Origin of the sequence: Gordonia mangrovi (genome assembly GCF_024734075.1) — a bacterium.
In the GTDB taxonomy this organism is placed as follows: Bacteria; Actinomycetota; Actinomycetes; order Mycobacteriales; family Mycobacteriaceae; genus Gordonia; species Gordonia mangrovi.
In genome coordinates this window covers 84,980-104,437 of sequence record NZ_CP102850.1, presented here as the reverse complement: position 1 = coordinate 104,437, position 19,458 = coordinate 84,980, and the positions used below count along the sequence as shown (strand labels likewise).

Genomic DNA, 19,458 nt, shown 5'->3' with positions numbered 1-19,458 from the left:
GAGAGGTGGCGTCAACGGAGCGCTACCTTTTGGGTGTGACTTCACTTCGTGGACGGGGCCGCGTGCCCAGTGCGGGACGGCTCGGGCTGCTCGAGGAATCCGCCCCGGGCCACCTCTCGGAGTTGGGGTGGGACAACGACGAAGCGGCCGACGTGCTCTGGTCGCTGTCGCGCGCGCCCGATGCGGATCTGACACTGCGCGCACTGATGCGCCTCCGGGGTGCGGTCGGGGGCGGGGAGTGGCCGGAGATCGACCGTCTGATCCGAACCGACCGTGGTTTTCGCGGCCGTCTGTTCGCGGTGCTCGGCGCCTCCGACACGTTCGGTGACCATCTCGTCGCCGAACCGGACAGCTGGCGGTTGCTGACGTCGGCGACGGTGCCCACGGTCGAGGAGATCAACACGCGGATGCTGGCGTCGGTCGACGCCACCGCGGAACCCGGCGAGGTGGAGCAGGGCAACAAGCTCTATCGCGCCGGACTGACGGGACCCAAAGCAGTCGTGGCGTTGCGGATCGCCTATCGGAATCTGCTGCTCGAGCTGGCAGCGCACGACCTGGCGTGCACCGTCGAGGACGAACCAGTGCTCTTTCTGCCCGAAGTCGGCGGATTCCTGGCCGACGCCGCAGACGCGGCGCTGACCGCGGCACTGGCGGTCGCGATCACCGAGGTGTGCGGCGACAAACCGCTGCCCGTCCGACTTGCCGTCATCGCGATGGGCAAATGCGGCGCACGAGAGCTGAACTATGTCAGCGACGTCGACGTGATCTTCGTCAGCGAACCCGCGGACGGAATGGCGGCCCGGATCGCCGGCGAGATGATGCGCGTCGGGTCGTTGGCCTTCTTCGACGTCGACGCGGCACTGCGACCCGAGGGCAAGGCGGGTGCGCTGACCCGCACGCTGGAATCTCATCTCGCCTACTACCGGCGCTGGGCAAAGACCTGGGAGTTCCAGGCGTTGTTGAAAGCCCGCGCCATGACCGGCGACCTGCAGCTAGCGGCCGACTACGTCGATGCGGTCAGTCCGATGGTGTGGACCGCCGCCGAACGCGAGGACTTCGTAACGGAAGTACAGGCGATGCGTCGGCGGGTCGAGTCCCTGGTGCCCGAGGAACTGCGTGACCGCAACCTCAAACTCGGCAGCGGCAGTCTGCGTGACGTCGAGTTCGCCGTGCAGCTACTGCAGATGGTGCACGGACGGGTCGACGAGGACATCCGCGAGAAGGCCACCGTGGACGCACTCACCGCGCTGACCGCCGGTGGCTACGTCGGCCGCGATGACGGTGCCAACCTCAACGCCTCCTACCAGTTCATGCGGGCCCTGGAACATCGCCTGCAGCTGCAACGGCTGTCGCGGACACATCTGCTGCCCGTGTTCGAGGACAGCGACAACATGCGGTGGCTGGCACGCGCGGCACACATCCGGCCCGAGGGTGACAAAGACGCGACCACCGTGTTGCGGGAGGAACTCACCCGGCAGAAGGCCCGCATCCGCCGGCTGCACGAGAAACTCTTCTACCGGCCGCTGCTGGAGGCGGCGACGCGATTCAACACCGATGAACTGACGCTCACCGACAAGTCGGCGGAGCGTCGACTCTCCGCCCTGGGGTACGCGAAACCCGAACGCGCACTGAGCCATATCCGGGCGCTGGCCTCCTCGCCCGGCCGGCGCGGCCAGATCCAGCTGCTCATCCTGCCGTCACTGCTGGAGTGGATCGGCAACACCCCCGATCCGGACGCCGGGCTGCTGAACTATCGGCGGCTGTGTGACGTGATGGACGAGGCCGAGTGGTTCATCCGGCTGTTGCGCGACGACGGCGTCGTCGCGGAACGACTGATGCACGTGCTGGGTACCTCGGAGTACATCGCGAACCTGCTGATGCGCTCCCCGGACGTGATCCACCTCTACTCCGACGGTGCCAACGGGCCCAAGTTGTGTGAGGTTCGACCCGAGGACGTCGCCAGGGGCCTGATCGCGTCGACGGTCCGCCAGACGGATCTGAAACGCGCTGTGGCCGTGGCGCGGTCGCATCGTCGGTTCGAACTCGCGCGGGTGGCCTCGGCCGACATCCTCGGTCTGCTGGAGGTGCCCGCGGTGTGCGCGGCGCTGTCGAGTGTGTGGGCCGCCGTCCTCAATGCGGCGCTGACCGTGGCGATCGCGCAGTCCGAGCGAGACCGCGGTGAGCCCCCACCGGCACGGATCGCCGTGATCGGGATGGGACGGCTCGGTGGCGGAGAACTGGGCTATGGCTCGGACGCGGACGTGCTGTTCGTCTGCCAGCCGGAGCCCGACGCCGACGAGGCGGCCGCCGTGCGGTGGGCCCAGACAATCGCCGAGAAGGTGCGCTCCATGCTGGGCACGCCCAGTGAGGACCCACCGCTCGAGGTGGATACCGGTCTGCGTCCGGAGGGCCGTAACGGGCCGGTGGTGCGGACGCTGGCGGCATATGCGGCGTACTACGAGCAGTGGGCGCAACCGTGGGAGATCCAGGCGCTGCTGCGTGCGCATCAGGTGGCCGGCGATGAGCAACTCGGCGTCGACTTCCTGCACATGGCCGACCGAATCCGCTACCCCGAGGGGGGTGTGTCGGCCGAGGCGGTCAAGGAGATCCGCCGGATCAAGGCGCGTGTCGACGCCGAACGGCTACCTCGTGGCGCGGACCCGGCAACGCACACCAAGCTAGGTCGAGGGGGCCTCGCCGACGTCGAGTGGACTGTCCAGCTCCTCCAGCTGCGCCATGCTCATCGGTACCACTCGTTACACAACACCTCCACGTTGCAGTCGCTGGATGCGATCGGCGCGGTCGAACTCCTCGGCGAGAACGACGTCGCCCAGTTGAAGGAGGCCTGGCTCACCGCCACCCAGGCGCGCAACGCCCTGGTGTTGGTGCGCGGGAAACCGGTGGATCAGCTGCCGGCGCCCGGCAGCCAACTGCGTGCCGTCGCGTATGCGGCAGGCTGGCCGGAGGATCAGGCGGCCGAGTTCCTGGACCACTACCTCCGAGTGACCCGCCGGGCGAAGGTCGTCGTGCGCAAGGTGTTCGGCGCCTGATGCGATCGGAGCCCGACGGCGGCAGACCCCGTGGGCGCCGGGCCATGGTCGGATGACTCGCCCGCTTCCCCTACCGCCCTGGTTTGATCCCCCCGGTTCCGATCACCGCGGTGTGGTGGTAACACTGGTGGCATCATGACGACCGCTTCCGACGATGACCACCGCTCCGAGACGGCTCCGGTCTCGCTCTCGGCAGGCCTGCGGACCGCGACCGCCGTGGCGCATGAACGGGCCGAACGGGCCGACTTCGTCGATGACCTGATGTCGGGCCGACTCGATGCGGCCGACTACCTGCGGATGGCGGTGCAGCTGTACTTCGTCTATCGCGCACTGGAATCCGTCGGCGACGACCTGTCCGGTGACGAGATCGCCGGGCCGGTGGTCGACGAGCGGTTGCGCCGACTGCCGAGGCTGGCTGCTGATCTCGCGGTTCTCGGGGTGGATCCCGCCACGGTGACCCCGCTGCCGGGGGTGGCCGCCTACGTCGCCGCGATCGAGGCCACCCGCACCGACCCGATCCGCTTCGTCGCCCACCACTACACCCGCTACCTCGGCGATCTCAGTGGCGGGCAGGTCATCCGGAGCCGGATGAAATTGCACTACGGGCTGACCGACGACGCACTGAGCTTCTACGTGTTCGACGAGATCGACAAGCTGAAGCGCTACAAGGACGCCTACCGGGATACCCTGGACACACTTCCGCTCGACGGTGTTCAGGTGCACCGACTGCTCGACGAGGCGGTCGAGGCATTCGGGCACAACGAGCGCATGTTTGCCGAACTGGCCGGCTGATCGCCGCTACGTCTCGGACTCCGCCCGGTTCTCGCGGGCACTGGTGATCCCGGCCTTCACCAGCAGGAACGGCACCACCAGGGTGGCCGCCGCGGTCACCAGCCACACGATCACGGTTGCCGCAATCCAGGTTTCGACGCCACTGATCTCGATTCCGTTGCTGCCCAGCAGAGTCGCCAGCAGCAGTGCCACAAAGGTGGAGACCAATCCCACCCCGCCCATGAACGCCTCGGCGTTGCGGTGCACGAACTTGGTGATGAACGGGCTCAGGATCAGCTGCGCGGCGGCGAAGATCGCCAGGGCGATGAGAAATCCCGCGAAGTGCACGGTCATGTCGTTGAGGATCCACGTCGCGACGAGCAGGCCGATCGCAGCGGAGATGAGGTAGGTCAGCGTGCGGACCAGAATGCGGATCATGAGGTCATCCTAGTGTCATGCGTGGGAAATTCGTTTCATGAGTTCGGCGATCCAGGTGGATGCATCGCGAGGCGGCGGAGCAGCAGGTACTGGATGTACCTGCGACGACGCCAACGATGCGAGGCGCCGCCTGGGCGTCGAAATCATCAACGAATTTCCGACGCATGACACTGCTGTCATGACGTGCATCATCTATGGCCGACACGTCGAATCCGTTGTCAGAACGGTTGTGTCGTCAGACGCGACCGGCGCCGGTGCGCTTGATGATCGCCGACCCAACGGCGACAACGATGATCGAGCCGATCAGGGCGCCGATGATTCCGCCCCAGTCGAACTTGTCCTCGTCGCCGATGCCGAGGAGTCCGGTGAAGACCCAGTAGCCCAGCAGGGCGCCGAGCAGACCGAGGACGGTTGAGGCCGCCCATGACTTCCACCCGCTCATCGCCTTGAACGCGTCGTTGGGCACCAGCGCACGGGCGATGGCACCGCAGACGAATCCGAGTAGCAGTGCTGCGATCAGACTTCCGATGTCCATGAAACCTCCTGCCCGAACAATAGTCGTGCAGGGTCACAGGGACACTGATTTTGGATGACTACAAGATTTCGACTTGAACGTCCGCGTCGAGGAGGATCTCGCTGCGGTCGTCCGAGCTGTTGACGAGCTCCAGCAGGAGCTGGTCGGTGTCGGTTCGGGTGGCGGGGGTGCGTACGACGGCTCGGATCCCGTTGACGCTGATGCGGTCGCCCGGGGTGAGGTCTTCGACGAATCTCGTGCGGCTCATGTGCTCAACATAAATCGAATTGCGGTGAAACGGCAGGGTACTAAGGCCTTAACGTGACGTCAATCACTACGGCGGGCAGTGTTGAGGACGGCGAAGGGCGGCCGGGACGTATCCCGGCCGCCCTTCGCGTTCAGGCGCAGTGCTCGGTGGCCCTGGGCTCAGCAGTCGTAGTAGAGCGAGAACTCGTACGGGTGCGGACGGATCTGCACCGGCTCGATCTCGTTCTCACGCTTGAGCGCGATCCAGGTCTCGATCAGATCCTCGGTGAACACACCACCGGCGGTGAGGTATTCGTGATCCTCTTCGAGCTTGTCGATGACCGCGGACAGCGAGGTGGGGGCCTGGGGGATGCTCTTGGCCTCCTCCGGCGGGAGCTCGTAGAGGTCCTTGTCCACCGGCTCGTGCGGCTCGATCTTGTTCTTGATGCCGTCGAGACCGGCCATCATCATCGCTGCGAAGGCCAGGTACGGGTTACCCGAGCTGTCCGGGCAACGGAACTCCAGGCGCTTGGCCTTCGGGTTGTTGCCGGTGATCGGGATGCGCACACAGGCGCTGCGGTTGCGCTGGCTGTAGACCAGGTTGATCGGTGCCTCGTAACCGGGGACCAGGCGCTTGTAGGAGTTCACCGTGGGGTTGGTGAACGCCAGCAGCGACGGCGCATGGTGCAAGATGCCGCCGATGTAGTAGCGCGCCAGATCCGACAGGCCCGCGTAGCCGGCCTCATCGTGGAACAGCGGCTTGCCGTCCTTCCACAGCGACTGGTGGGCGTGCATACCCGAGCCGTTGTCGCCGAACAGCGGCTTCGGCATGAACGTCACGGTCTTGCCGTTCGCGTATGCGGTGTTCTTGATGATGTACTTGAACAGCAGCACATCGTCGGCCGCGTGCAGCAGGGTGTTGAACTTGTAGTTGATCTCGGCCTGTCCGCCGGTGCCCACCTCGTGGTGGCCGCGCTCGAGCTCGAAACCGGCGTTCTGCAGGTTGGTCGACATCTCGTCGCGCAGATCCACGTAGTGGTCGTAGGGGGCCACCGGGAAGTAGCCACCCTTCGGGCGGACCTTGTAGCCGAGGTTCGGGCTGCCGTCGGGGTCGGTCGGCGAGGCGGTGTTCCACCAACCCGATTCCGACTCGACCTCGTAGAAGGTGCCGTTCATCTCCGAGCCGAAGGAGACGCCGTCGAAGATGTAGAACTCGGCCTCGGCACCGAAGAAGCAGGTGTCGGCGATGCCGGTGGAGGCCAGGTAGTCCTCGGCCTTGCGGGCCACGTTACGGGGGTCGCGGCTGTAGGCCTCACGGGTGAACGGGTCGTGGACGAAGAAGCTGATGTTCATCGTCTTGGCCTTGCGGAACGGATCGATCCGCGCGGTGGCCGGGTCGGGCAGCAGCATCATGTCCGACTCGTCGATCGACTGGAAGCCGCGAACCGACGAGCCATCGAAGGCGAGGCCGTCCTCGAACACGTCCTCGTTGAACGCCGAAGCCGGAATCGAGAAGTGCTGCATCACACCGGGCAGGTCGCAGAAGCGGATGTCGACGTACTCGACGCCCTCTTTCTTGATGCCCTCGAGAAGTTCTTCTTTGCTGCTGTACACCGTGCGGTGACTCCTTAACTTGTTCGGGTGGCCAGCGACCTGGCCCGACTCAATCCGCCGCACCACGAGATGCAGCGCCGGATCTCAGCTGGAACCGTATGGACGCGAGGTTGCCTCGGCGTCAAGGGCATGTTTCTCCTGTGTTACACGCCCTTGATGTCTGAACAACGCGGGTGTCCCGCATCGCAACGATGCCATGCCCGTCCTCGTCGCACCACGGAAGTGTCGGAATCGCTGCCGGGCCGCCGCCGTGGACGGCCCACACATCGGCGCCGATTACGATGGGGATCATGAGAGTACCGAGCCCGTTCGACCAGTTGCCCACGCCACGTACGGGCGAGCGGTTCTGATGGGCCGCGCGACCGGATCGTGGCTGTCCGGGCCGCAGATCGGTCCGGGCGGCGGCGGTGAGTACCGCGGGCAGGACCTGGGGCTGCCGGAGTCGGGGCCCGGGTCGCTGGCCGGCGGTTGGCTGCGCACGCTCGGGCTACTGGTCGACTGGGTGATGGCGGGGGGCGTGTCGCTGTTGTTCGTCTCGTTCGACTCGCCGAATCTGGGTACCACGGTGCTCGCGGTGTGGTTTGTGCTGGGCGTGGTGGCCGTGACGCTGTTCGGCTTCACGCCGGGGCAGTTCGCCGTCGGCGTTCGGGTGGCACGAGTGGATCTCGGGCCCGACCGCACCGAGGCCGAGGTGACCGGCGAGGTGCCGATCGCGGCGGTCGGCATCCTGCGCGCACTCGGCCGGCAGGTGCTGATCGTGTTCCTGGTCCCTGCCCTGATCAACGACTACAACGGACGCGCACTCCACGATCGCGCCACCGGAACGGCGCTGGTCCGCTCCCGCTGACGTCGTTGCCGGCTCAGCTCTTGCGTCGAGCCGTGCGCTGCATGCCGCGCACCTTCGCGTTGCCCGGGATCGGGCCTTTGGGCATACCCGGGCCCTGCGGGTTGCGCCCGCCGAGGGCCGACAGGCGTCCCTCCAGCGTTTCCATCCGCTTGGCGTTGATGTTCTTCGGCAGCTTGTTGATGTGGCGTTCGAGCTTGTTCAGGGGGATCTGGCCGTCGTCGTTGCCGACCACGATCTCGTAGATGGGGGTGTCGCCGACGACGCGGGCCGCCTTCTTCTTCTCCTGGGCGAGGAGCGGCTTGACCCGGCTCGCCGAACCCTCGCCGACCAGGATGACACCGGGCTTGCCGATGACCCGGTGCACGGCATCGAGATGCGCGTTGCCCGAGACGGCCTGCTTCACCCGCCACTGGCCGCGCATGTTGCCCAGCGCCCATCCGGCGGCGCCCGGCTGGCCTTCGGCTCTGCTGTAGACGGTGCGTTGGACACGACGGCCGAACAAGATGAACGCGGCGAGCAGGCCCAGGACGACACCCAGCGGCAACAGCAGCCACACCGACCCGAACAGCAGCCCCAGAACGACGAAGACGGCGACGATCAGGACGAACAGGCCGACCATGTACGGGATGAGGCGTTTGTCTTCCTTCCGCTGCATCTGGAAGGCCTGCCACAGTTGCTGGCGTCGTTCCTTGGACCCCTGCTTCCGCGCCTTCTTCGCCGCGGCTTTCGCCTCTTTGTCTTGCGCCTTTGCCATGGTGCCCAGTTTACGGCGCCCCGCTACCGCCCCTCGCGAGGGTTGCTCCGTACACGCTGCGTTCGTCCTTCGAAAGCCCGCGCGGGAGATGCCGACACCTGGGGACGAGCGACACGCGGCGGGTCGTCAGCGAGCGAGGCGCGACAGGAGGCTGGAGGCTTCCTGGGCTGCCGACCCCTCGTCGGCGAGATGTGCCAGCGCCGGGGAGAGTTCGCGGCCGCGATGCGCCATGGCCTGCGCGTAAAGGCGCCCCGCGCGGTACGACGACCGGACCAGCGGGCCGGCCATCACACCGGCGAACCCGAGTTCGGTGGCGAACTCGGAGTGGTCGACGAATTCCTCGGGCTTCACCCACCGCTCCACGGGGTGGTGCCGCGGTGACGGACGCAGGTACTGGGTGATGGTGAGGATGTCGCAGCCCGCCTCGTGCAGATCGACGATGGCCGACTGGACCTCTTCGGGGGTCTCACCCATCCCGAGGATCAGGTTGGACTTGGTGACCAGGCCGAAATCGCGGGCCTGCGTCAGCACGTCGAGTGAGCGCTCATAGCGGAAGGCCGGGCGAATGCGCTTGAAGATGCGCGGAACCGTCTCCAGGTTGTGCGCGAGGACCTCCGGCCGGGCCTCGAACACCTCGGCCAGCAGGTCGGGCTTGGCGTGGAAGTCGGGGATCAGGTTCTCCACCCCGGTACCCGGGTTCAGACGGTGGATGGCGCGGACCGTCTCGGCGTAGAGCCAGGCGCCCTCGTCGGGCAGATCGTCGCGGGCCACGCCGGTGATGGTGGAATAGCGCAGGCCCATGGCCTGGACGCTCTCGGCGACGCGCCGGGGTTCGTCGCGGTCGAGTTCGGCCGGCTTGCCGGTGTCGATCTGGCAGAAGTCGCAGCGTCGGGTGCACTGTTCGCCGCCGATTAAAAACGTGGCCTCACGATCTTCCCAGCATTCGTAGATGTTGGGGCAGCCGGCTTCTTCGCAGACGGTGTGCAGGCCTTCGCGTTTCACCAGTCCCTTGAGTTCGGTGTACTCGGGGCCCATGGTGGCGCGGGTCTTGATCCAGTTCGGCTTGCGCTCGATCGGGGTCTGTGCGTTGCGGACCTCGAGACGCAGGAGTTTGCGGCCGGCCGGTTCGGGGGTGGCCGCGGCGCCGGCGGCAGGCGTGTGGTCGGGGGAAGAGGACACAGTCACTGCTCCGATGCTACGCCCGAGGTGCTCAGGGCATCCGGTGCGCGATGGTCGTGGTCGAGGGCATGGGCGAGGGCTGCGGCGACGGGGTCGACGAGGTCGTCGACGGCAGTCGCGGTACCGAGTTCGCGGGCCAGCGAGGTGACGCCCGCGTCGGCGATGCCACACGGAACGATCGCCTCGAAGGCGGACATGTCGGGGTCGATGTTGAGTGCGAAGCCGTGCAGCGCGACGCCGCGGGCGACCCGGATACCGATCTGGCCGAGTTTGCGTTCACCATTCTGATCGACCACCCACACGCCCGACCGCCCCTTGACGCGGGTCGTCGCGACGCCGAGATCTGTGCAGACAGCGATCAGTGCTTCCTCCAGGCGACGGACGTACTCGACGACGTCGAGTGGTTCGGCGAGTTTGATGATCGGGTAGCCGACCAGTTGTCCGGGTCCGTGCCAGGTGATGCGCCCACCGCGATCGACGTCGATGACCGGCGAACCGTCGGTGGGCCGGTCGGAGGCCTCGGTCCGTTTGCCCGCGGTGTAGATGGCGGCGTGTTCGAGCAGCAGCAGAACGTCGTGATCGAGCACGCCGTCTGCGCGGTCGCCCGCCAACCGGTGCTGCATGTCGTAGGCCGCCCGATAGTCGACCGGGCCGTCGAGGCGACGTACCTCGATCGGCTCCTGCGAGGCGCGGATCGACCCCTCACGCATTGACGTATCCGAGTGCCGTGTCGATGTCGGGATGGCGGAACGAGAATCCATGTTCGGTGAGCACATCAGGTGCAACGCGCTGACTGAACAGAATCATTTCCTCGGCCATCTCTCCGCCGACCGCCTTCGCGGCGAAAGCCGGCACCTTCATGATGGTCGGGCGGTGCATCGAGCGGCCCAGCGCCGAAGCGAACTCGCCGAACGGCAGCGCACCCGGTGAGCACAGGTTGACCGGGCCACTGATCGACGATTCGAGCAGGAACGCGATCGCCCGCACCTCGTCGGGCAGGGTGATCCACGAGAAGTACTGCTCACCGCTGCCGATCGGCCCGCCGAGGCCGAACCAGAAGATCGGCCGCAACCGACCCAGCAGACCACCCCGGCGTGCCAGCACCGGCGCCGTGCGCAAGAGCACCACCCGGGTACTGCTACCGGCATTGGCCGTGGCGGCCCGCTCCCAGTCGGTGACCAGGCCGGCGAGGAACCCCTCGCCGGCCGCGTCGGACTCGGTGGCGACGTGACTGCCGGTGTTGCCGTAGAACCCGGTCGCCGATGCGCTGAGGAACGTCGGCACGCCGGCCGCGGCCACCGCCTCGGCGAGCACCTCGGTGGGGGTGATGCGGGAGTCCCGCAGTTCCTGCTTGAACCGACCGGTCCAGCGTTGGTTGCCGACGCCGACGCCGCCGAGGCCGATGACCGCGTCGACACCCTCCAGGCTCTCCGCCGGGACCCCGAATGTCTCGGGGTCCCAGCTGAACTCGTCGTCGTCGAGTGCCTCACGCCGCACCAGACGGACCACCGTGTGTCCGGCCTCGCGAAGGGCGGAGACCACTGCGGTGCCGATCAGGCCCTGGGAGCCGGCGACGGCAATGCGCATCGCGCCCTAGAGTCCGAGATCGGCGGCGAATGCACCCTGCTCGAGCCGCTTCTTGATGGTCGTCAGGAAGCGGCCGGCATCGGCGCCGTCGATGAGGCGGTGATCGTAGGTCAGCGGCAGGTAGGACATCGACCGCACCGCGATCGACTCCGACGCATCCTCGCCGGTGATCACGACCGGACGCTTCACGATGGCGCCGGTGCCCAGCATCGCCGCCTGCGGCGGAACCAGGATCGGGGTGTCGAACAACGCGCCCTGGCTGCCGATGTTGGTGATGGTGAAGGTGCCACCGGCCAACTCGTCGGGCTTGAGTCCGCCGGCACCCTTGCGGGCGCGGCCCGCGATGTCGGCGATCGCGCGGGCCAACCCGGCGATCGACAGGTCGTCGGCGTTGTGGATGACCGGCGACAGCAGACCCTGCTCGGTGTCGACGGCGATACCGAGATGCACCTTGTCGTAGTAGGTGATCTCCTTGCGGTCCTCGTCGATCGACGCGTTGACGTTCGGGTGCGCCTTGAGCGCCTCGACGACCGCCTTCGCGATGAACGGCAGGAACGTGAGGTTCACACCCTCGGACGCCTTGAACGACTCCTTGGCCTGCTTGCGCAGCGTCACGATCTTGGTCATGTCGACCTCGAACACCTGGGTCAGCTGCGCGCTGGTCTGCAGCGACTCGCGGGTCTTCTTGGCGGTGATCTGACGGATGCGGTTGATCTTCTGCGTCGTTCCCCGCAGTTGGGCCATTTCCGGCTTGATCTCCGGCGCCGACGATGCGGGTGCCGACGGTGCGGACGCGGCCGGTGCCGGAGCAGCCGGCTCGGGAGCCTTCGCCTTCTCGGCCGCGGCGAGCACATCCTGCTTGCGGATGCGACCGCCGACACCGGTGCCCTTGATCGAGTTCAGGTCGATGTCGTTCTCCGCGGCCAGCTTTCGGACCAGCGGCGTGACATACGGTGTCGACGACATCGTCTCCGGCTCACCCGTCGACTCGGCCGCGGGCGCCGACTGCGGCTTGGGTTCGGGCTCGGGTTCCGGCTTCGACTCGGCCTTGGCGGGTTCCGGTTCGGGTTCGGGCTCGGGCTCGGGTTCGGACTTCTGTGCCGGCGCGGCCGACGCGTCCCCGATCACCGCGAGCTTGCCGCCGACCTCGATCACGTCGTCTTCGGCCGCGACGATCTCGAGGAGGGTGCCCGCCACCGGCGACGGGATCTCGGTGTCGACCTTGTCGGTGGAGACCTCCAGCAGCGGTTCGTCGGCCTCCACGCTGTCGCCCACCGACTTGAGCCAGTTGGTGACGGTGCCCTCGGTGACGGATTCGCCGAGCTCGGGCATCACCACGTCGGTACCCTCGGCCGATCCGCCACCCTTGGACGACTCGGCCGCCGGCTTCTCGGCCGGTGCCTCGGCGTCGGTGGACGGTGTCTCGTCGGCCTGCTCGGGTTCGCCGGCATCGGTTGGTTCGTCGCCCCCCGCGGAGTCCGACGAGCCGTCGCCGCCGGCCTCTTCACCTTCCTCGCCGATGAGTGCGAGTTCCCCGCCGACCTCGATCACATCGTCTTCTTGCGCGATGATCTTCGTCAGCACACCCGAAGTAGGCGCAGGGATCTCGGTGTCGACCTTGTCGGTGGAGACCTCGAGCAATGGTTCGTCGGCCTCGACCGTGTCGCCCTCCTCCTTCAGCCACCGGGTCACTGTTCCCTCGGTGACGCTTTCACCCAGGGCGGGCATTTCCACGGAGAAGGCCATCGTTGTTGACTCCTGAACTCGAGGTGTTGTCGTTGGTCTGCGCGCCGCGGTGTGTGCGCCGTCGGTGCACCGAGACGGGCTGAGGCGGGTGAGCCGACCGTCCCCGATCACCCTACCCAAATAGCGTCACTCTGATGCGGTGTGGCCGGACTTGTGTCCGCGCCGCTCAGCCGTCGGCCGCGATGTCCTCGAGGACCCGTGCGATGGTCCGGACGGGTACGCCGGTGCCGCCCTTGGGGGTGTAGCCCCAAGGGCCGCCGGTGTTGAATGCCGGGCCGGCGATGTCGATGTGCGCCCATGCCACCGACTCGGGCACGAATTCCTTGAGGAAGATGGCGGCGGCCAGCATGCCGCCGTTGCGGTGATTGGTGACGTTGGCGAGGTCGGCGACCCGTGATTTGAGATCGGCGCGCAACTCGGTGGGCAGCGGCATCGCCCAGGCGTTCTCGCCGACCTCCTGCGATAGTGCGGCGACGCGATCGCGGAACGCCTCGGTCCCCATCACGCCAGGCGTCCGGGCGCCGAGGGCCACCATCTGTGCGCCGGTGAGAGTGGCGGTGTCGATGAGGTAGTCGGGGTCGTCTTCGCATGCGCGCACGATGGCGTCGGCGAGGATCAGCCGGCCCTCCGCGTCGGTGTTGAGCACTTCGACAGTGGTGCCGCCGTACTGGGTGAGGACGTCACCGGGGCGCTGGGCGGTGGACGACGGCATGTTCTCGGCCATCGGCACCGTGGCGGTGACCGCCACGTCGAGGTCGAGTCGTGCCGCGAGGATGGTCACGGCGATGACCGCGGCGGCGCCACCCATATCGGAGGTCATCGCATCCATGTTGGCGGCCGGCTTGATCGAGATGCCGCCGGTGTCGAAGGTGATGCCCTTACCGACCAGAGCCACCTTCTTGGCGCCCTTCTTGCCGGTGTGGGTGAGACGGACCAGCCGCGGCAGCCGCGACGAGCCCTTGCCCACGCCGATGATGCCGCCGTAGCCGGCCTTCTCCAGCGCGGTGTCGTCGAGCACCTCCACCTTCAGGCCGACCGCACTGCCCAGGCGGCGCGCACGCTCGGCGAATTCCTCGGGGTAGAGGTGGCTGGGCGGGGTGTTGACGAAGTCTCGTGCGATCGCCACGGCGTCGGCGACCGCGGCGGCGTGTTCGAGGTCGGCCTTGGTCGCCTTGTCCTTGTCGTCGGCGAGCAGGGTGATCCGCGACGGCGGCGTCTTCTTGGGTTGCGTCTTGTCGGAACGGAAGGTGTCGAATCGATAGGCGCCCAGGAAGAGTCCCTCGGCGACGGCCTGCAGGCCGACGGTCGAGAGGGTGGTGGCGACCTGGTCGAGGCCGTCGAGCTCGCGGACCACCACGCCGGCGGCCTGGCGCAACCGTTCCGCGTCGTCCACGTCGTCGGTGTCACCGAGTCCCACTGCGACGACCACCTCCACCGGCACGCCCTCGGGGGCGGGGAATCGGGTGATGTCACCGTGTGAACCGTTGGCCCCGAGCCGGCGAACGGCCGTGGCGATCGCTTCGGCCTGGGCGTCGTCGAGGATGCCATCCCCGATGACCAGGGTCGGTTCGGCGTCCGTGCCGTCATCGGCCTTGATGAGGCCGATCACCAGGGCATCGTCTGACTTGCCGAGGGAGGTTGCCACTGCCAGTTCCGGGCCGCGCACGCGGTCGATGCTCTCGTTCTTGCTCACGTCGTCAACTCTAACCACGCCGAGGACGAGCACGTCGAGGGCAACCACGGCGATGACGGAGCGTGTGTCGCGGTCGGCCCCTTAAGGTTGGGGCCATGACCGAACTGTTCGCCGGACCGATCGCCGACCGCCACGCCGCCCTCGGTGCCACCTTCGCGGCCTTCGGAGGCTGGGACATGCCGGTGTCGTATGCCGGCACCGTCGCCGAACACACGGCCGTGCGAGAGTCGGTGGGGATCTTCGACGTGAGCCATCTGGGCAAGGCCGTGGTGACCGGACCCGACGCCGCCGGACACGTCAATCGGGTACTCACCAACGACCTCGGCAAGATCGGACCCGGAAAGGCGCAATACACGTTGTGCTGCAATGAATCCGGGGGAGTCGTCGACGACATGATCGCGTACCTGGTCAGCGATGACGAAGTGTTCCTGATCCCGAATGCGGCGAACACCGCGACCGTTGTCGCGCAGCTGATGGCCTCCGCGCCGCCCGGGGTGACGATCACCGACCAGCACCGCGACTTCGGGGTGTTCGCGGTGCAGGGACCCAAGGCGCCCGAAGCGCTGGCCGGTCTCGGTCTCCCCACCGAGATGGAGTACATGGCATTCGCCGACGCAGAGTTGTCGACGTCGGACGGCTCGGTCCCGGTCCGGGTGTGCCGCTCGGGCTACACCGGGGAACGCGGATACGAGATCCTGCCGCGCTGGGCCGACGCCGGCCCGGTGTTCGACGTGCTGCTGGGTGCGGTGCGCGACCTGGGGGGACAGCCGGCCGGACTCGGCGCCCGCGACACGCTGCGTACCGAGATGGGCTATGCACTGCACGGCCACGAGCTGACCACCGAGATCAGCCCGGTGCAGGCGCGGGCGAGTTGGGCGGTCGGCTGGACGAAGCCGGACTTCGCCGGACGCGAGGCACTCACCGCGGAGAAGGCTGCCGGACCTGCGCGGCGTCTGTACGGACTCAAGGCGACCGGGCGCGGCGTACCCCGCGCCGACTGCCGCGTGCTGACCGGACCCGGTGGTGCCGACATCGGGATGTGCACGTCCGGCACGTTTTCCCCGACCCTCAAACAGGGCATCGCGCTGGCCCTGTTGGCCACCGATTCCGGGGTGGGCAAGGGCGATCAGGTGGTGGTCGACGTCCGGGGCCGCGACCTGGTGTGTGAGGTCGTCATCCCGCCGTTCGTCCCCTCGCGTGTCTGATCCTCGACGACGCGCGTGACGGTCGCGGTAATCGGTTTGCCGCCCGGCGGTACGATTACCCAATGACCTTGCAGTTCACGCGTACCGAACATCCCCACCCGGTGTCGGAAAACCGTCGTGCGGAGATCCTCTCCGCACCCGGTTTCGGCAAGTACTTCACCGACAACATGGTGATGATCGACTACGACGTGGACCGCGGCTGGCACAACGCACAGGTGCGCCCGTACGGGCCGATCGCGCTGGATCCCTCGGCAATGGTGTTGCACTACGGCCAGGAGGTCTTCGAAGGGCTCAAGGCCTATCGGCAGCCCGACGGATCGATCGCGGCATTCCGGCCCGAGGCCAACGGGCTACGGCTGCAGCGTTCGGCCGAACGCCTCGCCATGCCGCCGCTGCCGGTCGACGACTTCATCGCCTCGCTTCGGGTGCTTCTCGACGCCGACAACGAGTGGGTGCCCGCCGCCGGCGGCGAGGAGGCCCTGTATCTGCGTCCGTTCATGTTCGCATCGCAGGCCGGTCTCGGTGTCAACGCGCCGTCGGCGCAGTACATCTACTCGGTCATCGCCTCGCCGGCCGGCTCGTACTTCACCGGCGGCATCAAACCGGTCAGCGTCTGGTTGTCCACCGAGTACGTTCGGGCGGCGCCCGGTGGCACCGGATTCGCCAAGTGCGGCGGTAATTACGCCGCCGCCTTCCTGGCGCAGGCGCAGGCGACCCGAAACGGCTGCGATCAGGTCGTCTGGCTCGACGCGGTGGAACGTCGCTACATCGAGGAGATGGGCGGCATGAACCTGTTCTTCGTCTTCGGTTCCGGTGCCGACGCCCGGTTGGTGACGCCCGAACTGACCGGGTCGCTGTTGCCCGGTATCACGCGGGATTCGTTGCTGCAGTTGGCCACCGACGCCGGCTTCGCCGTCGACGAGCGTCGGATCAGCACCGAGGAGTTGCGCAAGGGCGTCGCCTCCGGCGACATCACCGAGGTGTTCGCCTGTGGGACCGCTGCCGTCATCACACCGGTCGGGCGCGTGAAGGGCGACACCGAGGACTATCTCATCGGCGACGGCGCCGCCGGCGAGGTCACCCAGGCGTTGCGCGACACCCTGACCGGTATCCAGCGCGGCACATTCGCCGACACGCATGGCTGGATGACCGAGCTCTACCGCCGCTGAGTCGACCCGCGGCGAACTGCCGCAGATGATCGCCCGACTCAGACGAGCAGGCCGATCACCGCGATCGCCACGCCCACTTCGGTTCCGGCGCCGAGAATGTCACCGTTGACGCCGCCGGCCCGGCGGGCGCAGTGTGCGGTGGCGAGCCACCCGAACGCAGCCACCACCGCGACCACGGCCACCGCGCCGATCGCGGCCGGGACGTCGAGATCATCGGGTTGCCAACCGACGGCGACCGCCCCCACCACCGCCGCGGCCATCCAGCCGACGAGCGAGCGTTTCTGTGTCCCGGCGACCAGCGCACCGAATCCCTCGGGACGTGCCGCCTGCAGGCCGCGCCGCGCGCCGATCACCGCGACCAGTCGACCCAGCGCGATCGCGAACGCGAGGTCGTAGAACCGGTGCTGTTGGGTCAGGGCGCCGAATCCGACCGCCTGCACCGCGAGCACCACGACCACCGCCGCCACGCCGAACGGCCCCGACGATCCGCTCTTCATCACTTCAGCGACGCGTTCGAGCGGGCCGTAACAGCCGAGACCGTCTGCGGTGTCGGCCAGACCGTCGATGTGCATCCCCCGGGTGACCAGCGCCAACGCCGCCACGACCAGAAGGCCGATCATCATCGCGGGCAGATCGGTGAGCGCCAGTGCCGCGGCGAACCCCGCAGCGAGCACTCCGAGGACGGTGCCGACGACCGGCACCGCCGCCATCACCGCCGCACCCACCTTCCGGTCCATCGTCACCGTGGGCTGGGGTAGCGGGAGCACGGTGAGCCAGCTCAGCGCGATGTGGACAGCCCGGACCGGGGACAGCATCGTCGCCGGTCAGGGTGCGACGGCGACTGCTGTCGGAGACGGCTCGCCCGCGGGTGCGGCGGACGGGTCCCCGTCGCGGTCGCTGACACCCGCCTCGTCGAAGGTCGCCATCGTGGACAGGATGTCGGCCGCCGACAGCACGAGCGGCAGTGCCGCCAGCGCACCGCTGCCCTCACCCAGGCGCATGGACAGATCCAGCACCGGTTCCAGGTCGAGGTGATGCAGCGCGATGGCGTGTGCCGGTTCCACCGAGCGGTGTCCGGCCAGCCACCACCGGGACGCGCCCGGCGCGAGCTCTGCGGCGACCATCGCCGCTGCGGTGACGACCATCCCGTCGATGATGACCGGGGTACGACGTACGGCCGCCTGGGCGAGGAATCCGGCCAGCGCAGTGAGGTCGGCGCCGGCGACCGAGGCCAGCAAGGACAGCGGGTCGTGGACGTGAGGTCGGGCGCGGCGCATACCGTCGCGGATCGCGGCGGTCTTGCGAATCCATCCGGCGTCATCGATGCCGGTGCCGCGTCCGACGATCTCGACGGGTTCGCGCCTGCACAATGTGCCGATCAGCACGCTGGCCGGGGTGGTGTTGCCGATGCCCATCTCGCCGCCGATCAGCAGATCGGCGCCGGAATCGACGAGTTCGTCGGCAATCGCGCGGCCGGCGGCGAGCGCCATGCGGGCCTCGGCGAGGGTGAGCGCATCGGTGCTCGTGAGGTCTCCGCTGCTGCGACGGACCTTGAACCGGGACACCTCCGGTGCGGTCTCGGCGTCCACGGACATGTCGAAGACGTGCACCGTGGCCCCCGAGCGTCGCGCCAAGACGTTGACGGCCGCGCCCCCGGCGGCGATGTTGGCGACCATCTGTGCGGTCACCTCGGGTGGGAACGCCGAGACCCCGGAACGGGCGACACCGTGGTCGCCGGCGAAGACCGCCACCGTCGGTGCGCTGACCGGACGCGGCGGGCACACACCCTGGCAGGACGCCAACCACACCCCGATGTCTTCCATCCGGCCCAGGGAGCCGGCCGGTTTCGTCAGGGTGAGATGGCGATCCCGGGCGGCGCGCGCCACGCCGAGGTCCGGTGTGTCGACGGTCGGGAAGACCTCGGCGTCGGTGGGGTCGACCGGCCCCCCAGCGTGCGGCGCGGTGTCGGGATCCGGTCGCGCGGACTCGGGGTCCGCATCAACGGTGGCGGGTTGGACCGGCGGGGTGACGACGACGGGGACACCCGACGTGGTGACGGTGGGCGCGGCGGCGGGGAGTTCGACGACGCGTCCGGCGACCACCAACACCACCCGCTCGCACGCAGCGGCGACGGCCTCGTTGAGCGTGCCGAGCTCATCCTGGAAGCGCCGCCCGGCGGGGGTCGGTGGAACCAGGGACAGGCCGGCCTCGGGGCTGATGATCACCAGATCGCCGGCGAAGGACGAGATCGCCGCACAGAGTTCGGTGCGCAACTTGGAGAGGTCCACCGGCTCCTGATCCCACCCACCGAGTTCGTCGAGTTTCGCGGCGAGCCAGGTGCCGAGGTCGTCGAGCAGCGTCGGAGTGTGCGGATCGGATCGCAACGCCCCGGCGATGTCGGTGGTCTCGACGGTCGTATAGCGCTCGTCGCGCCGTTGCCGATGTGCCGCGACGCGCGCCACCCACTCGGCATCCGACGACGTGGTCGGGCCGGTGGCGAGATACCGGACCTCCCGGTGTGCCTGCAGGAGTGACTCGCCGTGGCCGGACTTACCCGACCGCACACCTCCCAGGACGAGCGTGCTCGTGCCCTCCGTCGCGGAGATCGAGTCGACATCGGCCTCCGGCGTCCCCCGTGACACCAC

17 protein-coding genes are annotated in these 19,458 nt (G+C 67.9%); 5 read left to right on the top strand and 12 right to left on the bottom strand.

Annotation, left to right across the window (positions count from 1 at the left end; genetic code table 11):
• Nucleotides 1–35 precede the first annotated feature (35 nt).
• Together NWF22_RS00465 and NWF22_RS00460 are read left to right on the top strand one after the other, a co-directional pair.
• On the top strand, nucleotides 36–3,050 hold the full coding sequence (locus tag NWF22_RS00465; RefSeq protein ID WP_258321278.1) for a bifunctional [glutamine synthetase] adenylyltransferase/[glutamine synthetase]-adenylyl-L-tyrosine phosphorylase: 3,015 nt from the start codon (nucleotides 36–38) through the stop codon (nucleotides 3,048–3,050).
• A gap of 135 nt (nucleotides 3,051–3,185) precedes the next feature.
• Complete coding sequence (locus tag NWF22_RS00460; protein WP_160901106.1) at nucleotides 3,186–3,842, top strand: biliverdin-producing heme oxygenase; 657 nt, start codon at nucleotides 3,186–3,188, stop codon at nucleotides 3,840–3,842.
• A gap of 6 nt (nucleotides 3,843–3,848) precedes the next feature.
• Here the strand turns inward: NWF22_RS00460 and NWF22_RS00455 are convergent, their stop codons facing one another.
• The 4 genes from NWF22_RS00455 to glnA form a co-directional block, all read right to left on the bottom strand.
• Nucleotides 3,849–4,259, bottom strand: coding sequence for a phage holin family protein (locus tag NWF22_RS00455; protein WP_160901107.1), 411 nt, complete (start codon nucleotides 4,257–4,259; stop codon nucleotides 3,849–3,851).
• Between the two features lie 235 nt (nucleotides 4,260–4,494).
• Nucleotides 4,495–4,794 (bottom strand): GlsB/YeaQ/YmgE family stress response membrane protein, encoded by a 300-nt coding sequence (locus NWF22_RS00450; protein WP_202398202.1) that lies wholly within the window; start codon nucleotides 4,792–4,794, stop codon nucleotides 4,495–4,497.
• A 58-nt stretch (nucleotides 4,795–4,852) separates the two neighbouring features.
• The gene (locus tag NWF22_RS00445) at nucleotides 4,853–5,041 is read right to left on the bottom strand and encodes a hypothetical protein (protein ID WP_160901108.1); all 189 of its coding nucleotides are present in this window, start codon (nucleotides 5,039–5,041) and stop codon (nucleotides 4,853–4,855) included.
• Between the two features lie 158 nt (nucleotides 5,042–5,199).
• Nucleotides 5,200–6,633, bottom strand: coding sequence for a type I glutamate--ammonia ligase (gene glnA / locus NWF22_RS00440; protein WP_160901109.1), 1,434 nt, complete (start codon nucleotides 6,631–6,633; stop codon nucleotides 5,200–5,202).
• A gap of 349 nt (nucleotides 6,634–6,982) precedes the next feature.
• On the opposite strand from glnA, the gene NWF22_RS00435 reads away from it, so the two are divergent.
• The gene (locus tag NWF22_RS00435; protein WP_160901110.1) at nucleotides 6,983–7,480 is read left to right on the top strand and encodes an RDD family protein; all 498 of its coding nucleotides are present in this window, start codon (nucleotides 6,983–6,985) and stop codon (nucleotides 7,478–7,480) included.
• Between the two features lie 13 nt (nucleotides 7,481–7,493).
• Here NWF22_RS00435 and NWF22_RS00430 read toward each other — a convergent pair whose 3' ends face one another.
• From NWF22_RS00430 to NWF22_RS00405, 6 genes are all read right to left on the bottom strand, one after another.
• Complete coding sequence (locus NWF22_RS00430; RefSeq protein ID WP_160901111.1) at nucleotides 7,494–8,234, bottom strand: DUF4191 domain-containing protein; 741 nt, start codon at nucleotides 8,232–8,234, stop codon at nucleotides 7,494–7,496.
• 126 nt (nucleotides 8,235–8,360) lie between these two features.
• A complete protein-coding gene (gene lipA / locus NWF22_RS00425; RefSeq protein WP_373691970.1) occupies nucleotides 8,361–9,419 on the bottom strand; it encodes a lipoyl synthase in 1,059 nt (352 codons plus the stop codon).
• Nucleotides 9,416–10,123, bottom strand: coding sequence for a lipoyl(octanoyl) transferase LipB (gene lipB / locus NWF22_RS00420; protein WP_160901112.1), 708 nt, complete (start codon nucleotides 10,121–10,123; stop codon nucleotides 9,416–9,418). The genes lipA and lipB overlap by 4 nt, the downstream gene beginning before the upstream one ends.
• Complete coding sequence (locus NWF22_RS00415) at nucleotides 10,116–11,000, bottom strand: TIGR01777 family oxidoreductase (protein WP_160901113.1); 885 nt, start codon at nucleotides 10,998–11,000, stop codon at nucleotides 10,116–10,118. The genes lipB and NWF22_RS00415 overlap by 8 nt, the downstream gene beginning before the upstream one ends.
• Before the next feature lie 6 nt (nucleotides 11,001–11,006).
• Entirely contained in the window at nucleotides 11,007–12,746 is a 1,740-nt protein-coding gene (gene sucB, locus NWF22_RS00410) for a 2-oxoglutarate dehydrogenase, E2 component, dihydrolipoamide succinyltransferase (RefSeq protein WP_160901114.1), read from the bottom strand.
• Nucleotides 12,747–12,912: 166 nt separating this feature from the next.
• Nucleotides 12,913–14,439: a leucyl aminopeptidase gene (locus NWF22_RS00405; RefSeq protein WP_160901115.1), complete on the bottom strand. Its 1,527-nt coding sequence runs from the start codon at nucleotides 14,437–14,439 to the stop codon at nucleotides 12,913–12,915.
• A 95-nt stretch (nucleotides 14,440–14,534) separates the two neighbouring features.
• On the opposite strand from NWF22_RS00405, the gene gcvT reads away from it, so the two are divergent.
• Both gcvT and NWF22_RS00395 read left to right on the top strand, forming a co-directional pair.
• A complete protein-coding gene (gene gcvT, locus NWF22_RS00400) occupies nucleotides 14,535–15,644 on the top strand; it encodes a glycine cleavage system aminomethyltransferase GcvT (protein ID WP_160901116.1) in 1,110 nt (369 codons plus the stop codon).
• A gap of 62 nt (nucleotides 15,645–15,706) precedes the next feature.
• The gene (locus NWF22_RS00395; RefSeq protein ID WP_160901117.1) at nucleotides 15,707–16,813 is read left to right on the top strand and encodes a branched-chain amino acid aminotransferase; all 1,107 of its coding nucleotides are present in this window, start codon (nucleotides 15,707–15,709) and stop codon (nucleotides 16,811–16,813) included.
• Between the two features lie 38 nt (nucleotides 16,814–16,851).
• On the opposite strand, the gene NWF22_RS00390 is transcribed toward NWF22_RS00395, so the two are convergent.
• Together NWF22_RS00390 and cobT are read right to left on the bottom strand one after the other, a co-directional pair.
• Complete coding sequence (locus NWF22_RS00390; protein ID WP_160901118.1) at nucleotides 16,852–17,628, bottom strand: adenosylcobinamide-GDP ribazoletransferase; 777 nt, start codon at nucleotides 17,626–17,628, stop codon at nucleotides 16,852–16,854.
• Between the two features lie 9 nt (nucleotides 17,629–17,637).
• Complete coding sequence (cobT, locus tag NWF22_RS00385; protein WP_373691969.1) at nucleotides 17,638–19,458, bottom strand: nicotinate-nucleotide--dimethylbenzimidazole phosphoribosyltransferase; 1,821 nt, start codon at nucleotides 19,456–19,458, stop codon at nucleotides 17,638–17,640.

Bases quoted from the DNA above. Each gene is read 5' to 3' on its own strand.
- NWF22_RS00430 (WP_160901111.1), bottom strand. From the start codon at position 8,234: ATGGCAAAGGCGCAAGACAAAGAGGCGAAAGCCGCGGCGAAGAAGGCG.
- sucB (WP_160901114.1), bottom strand. From the start codon at position 12,746: ATGGCCTTCTCCGTGGAAATGCCCGCCCTGGGTGAAAGCGTCACCGAG.
- NWF22_RS00460 (WP_160901106.1), top strand. From the start codon at position 3,186: ATGACGACCGCTTCCGACGATGACCACCGCTCCGAGACGGCTCCGGTC.
- NWF22_RS00445 (WP_160901108.1), bottom strand. From the start codon at position 5,041: ATGAGCCGCACGAGATTCGTCGAAGACCTCACCCCGGGCGACCGCATC.
- NWF22_RS00390 (WP_160901118.1), bottom strand. From the start codon at position 17,628: ATGCTGTCCCCGGTCCGGGCTGTCCACATCGCGCTGAGCTGGCTCACC.
- NWF22_RS00450 (WP_202398202.1), bottom strand. From the start codon at position 4,794: ATGGACATCGGAAGTCTGATCGCAGCACTGCTACTCGGATTCGTCTGC.
- NWF22_RS00435 (WP_160901110.1), top strand. From the start codon at position 6,983: ATGGGCCGCGCGACCGGATCGTGGCTGTCCGGGCCGCAGATCGGTCCG.
- gcvT (WP_160901116.1), top strand. From the start codon at position 14,535: ATGACCGAACTGTTCGCCGGACCGATCGCCGACCGCCACGCCGCCCTC.
- lipB (WP_160901112.1), bottom strand. From the start codon at position 10,123: ATGCGTGAGGGGTCGATCCGCGCCTCGCAGGAGCCGATCGAGGTACGT.
- NWF22_RS00395 (WP_160901117.1), top strand. From the start codon at position 15,707: ATGACCTTGCAGTTCACGCGTACCGAACATCCCCACCCGGTGTCGGAA.
- NWF22_RS00455 (WP_160901107.1), bottom strand. From the start codon at position 4,259: ATGATCCGCATTCTGGTCCGCACGCTGACCTACCTCATCTCCGCTGCG.
- NWF22_RS00415 (WP_160901113.1), bottom strand. From the start codon at position 11,000: ATGCGCATTGCCGTCGCCGGCTCCCAGGGCCTGATCGGCACCGCAGTG.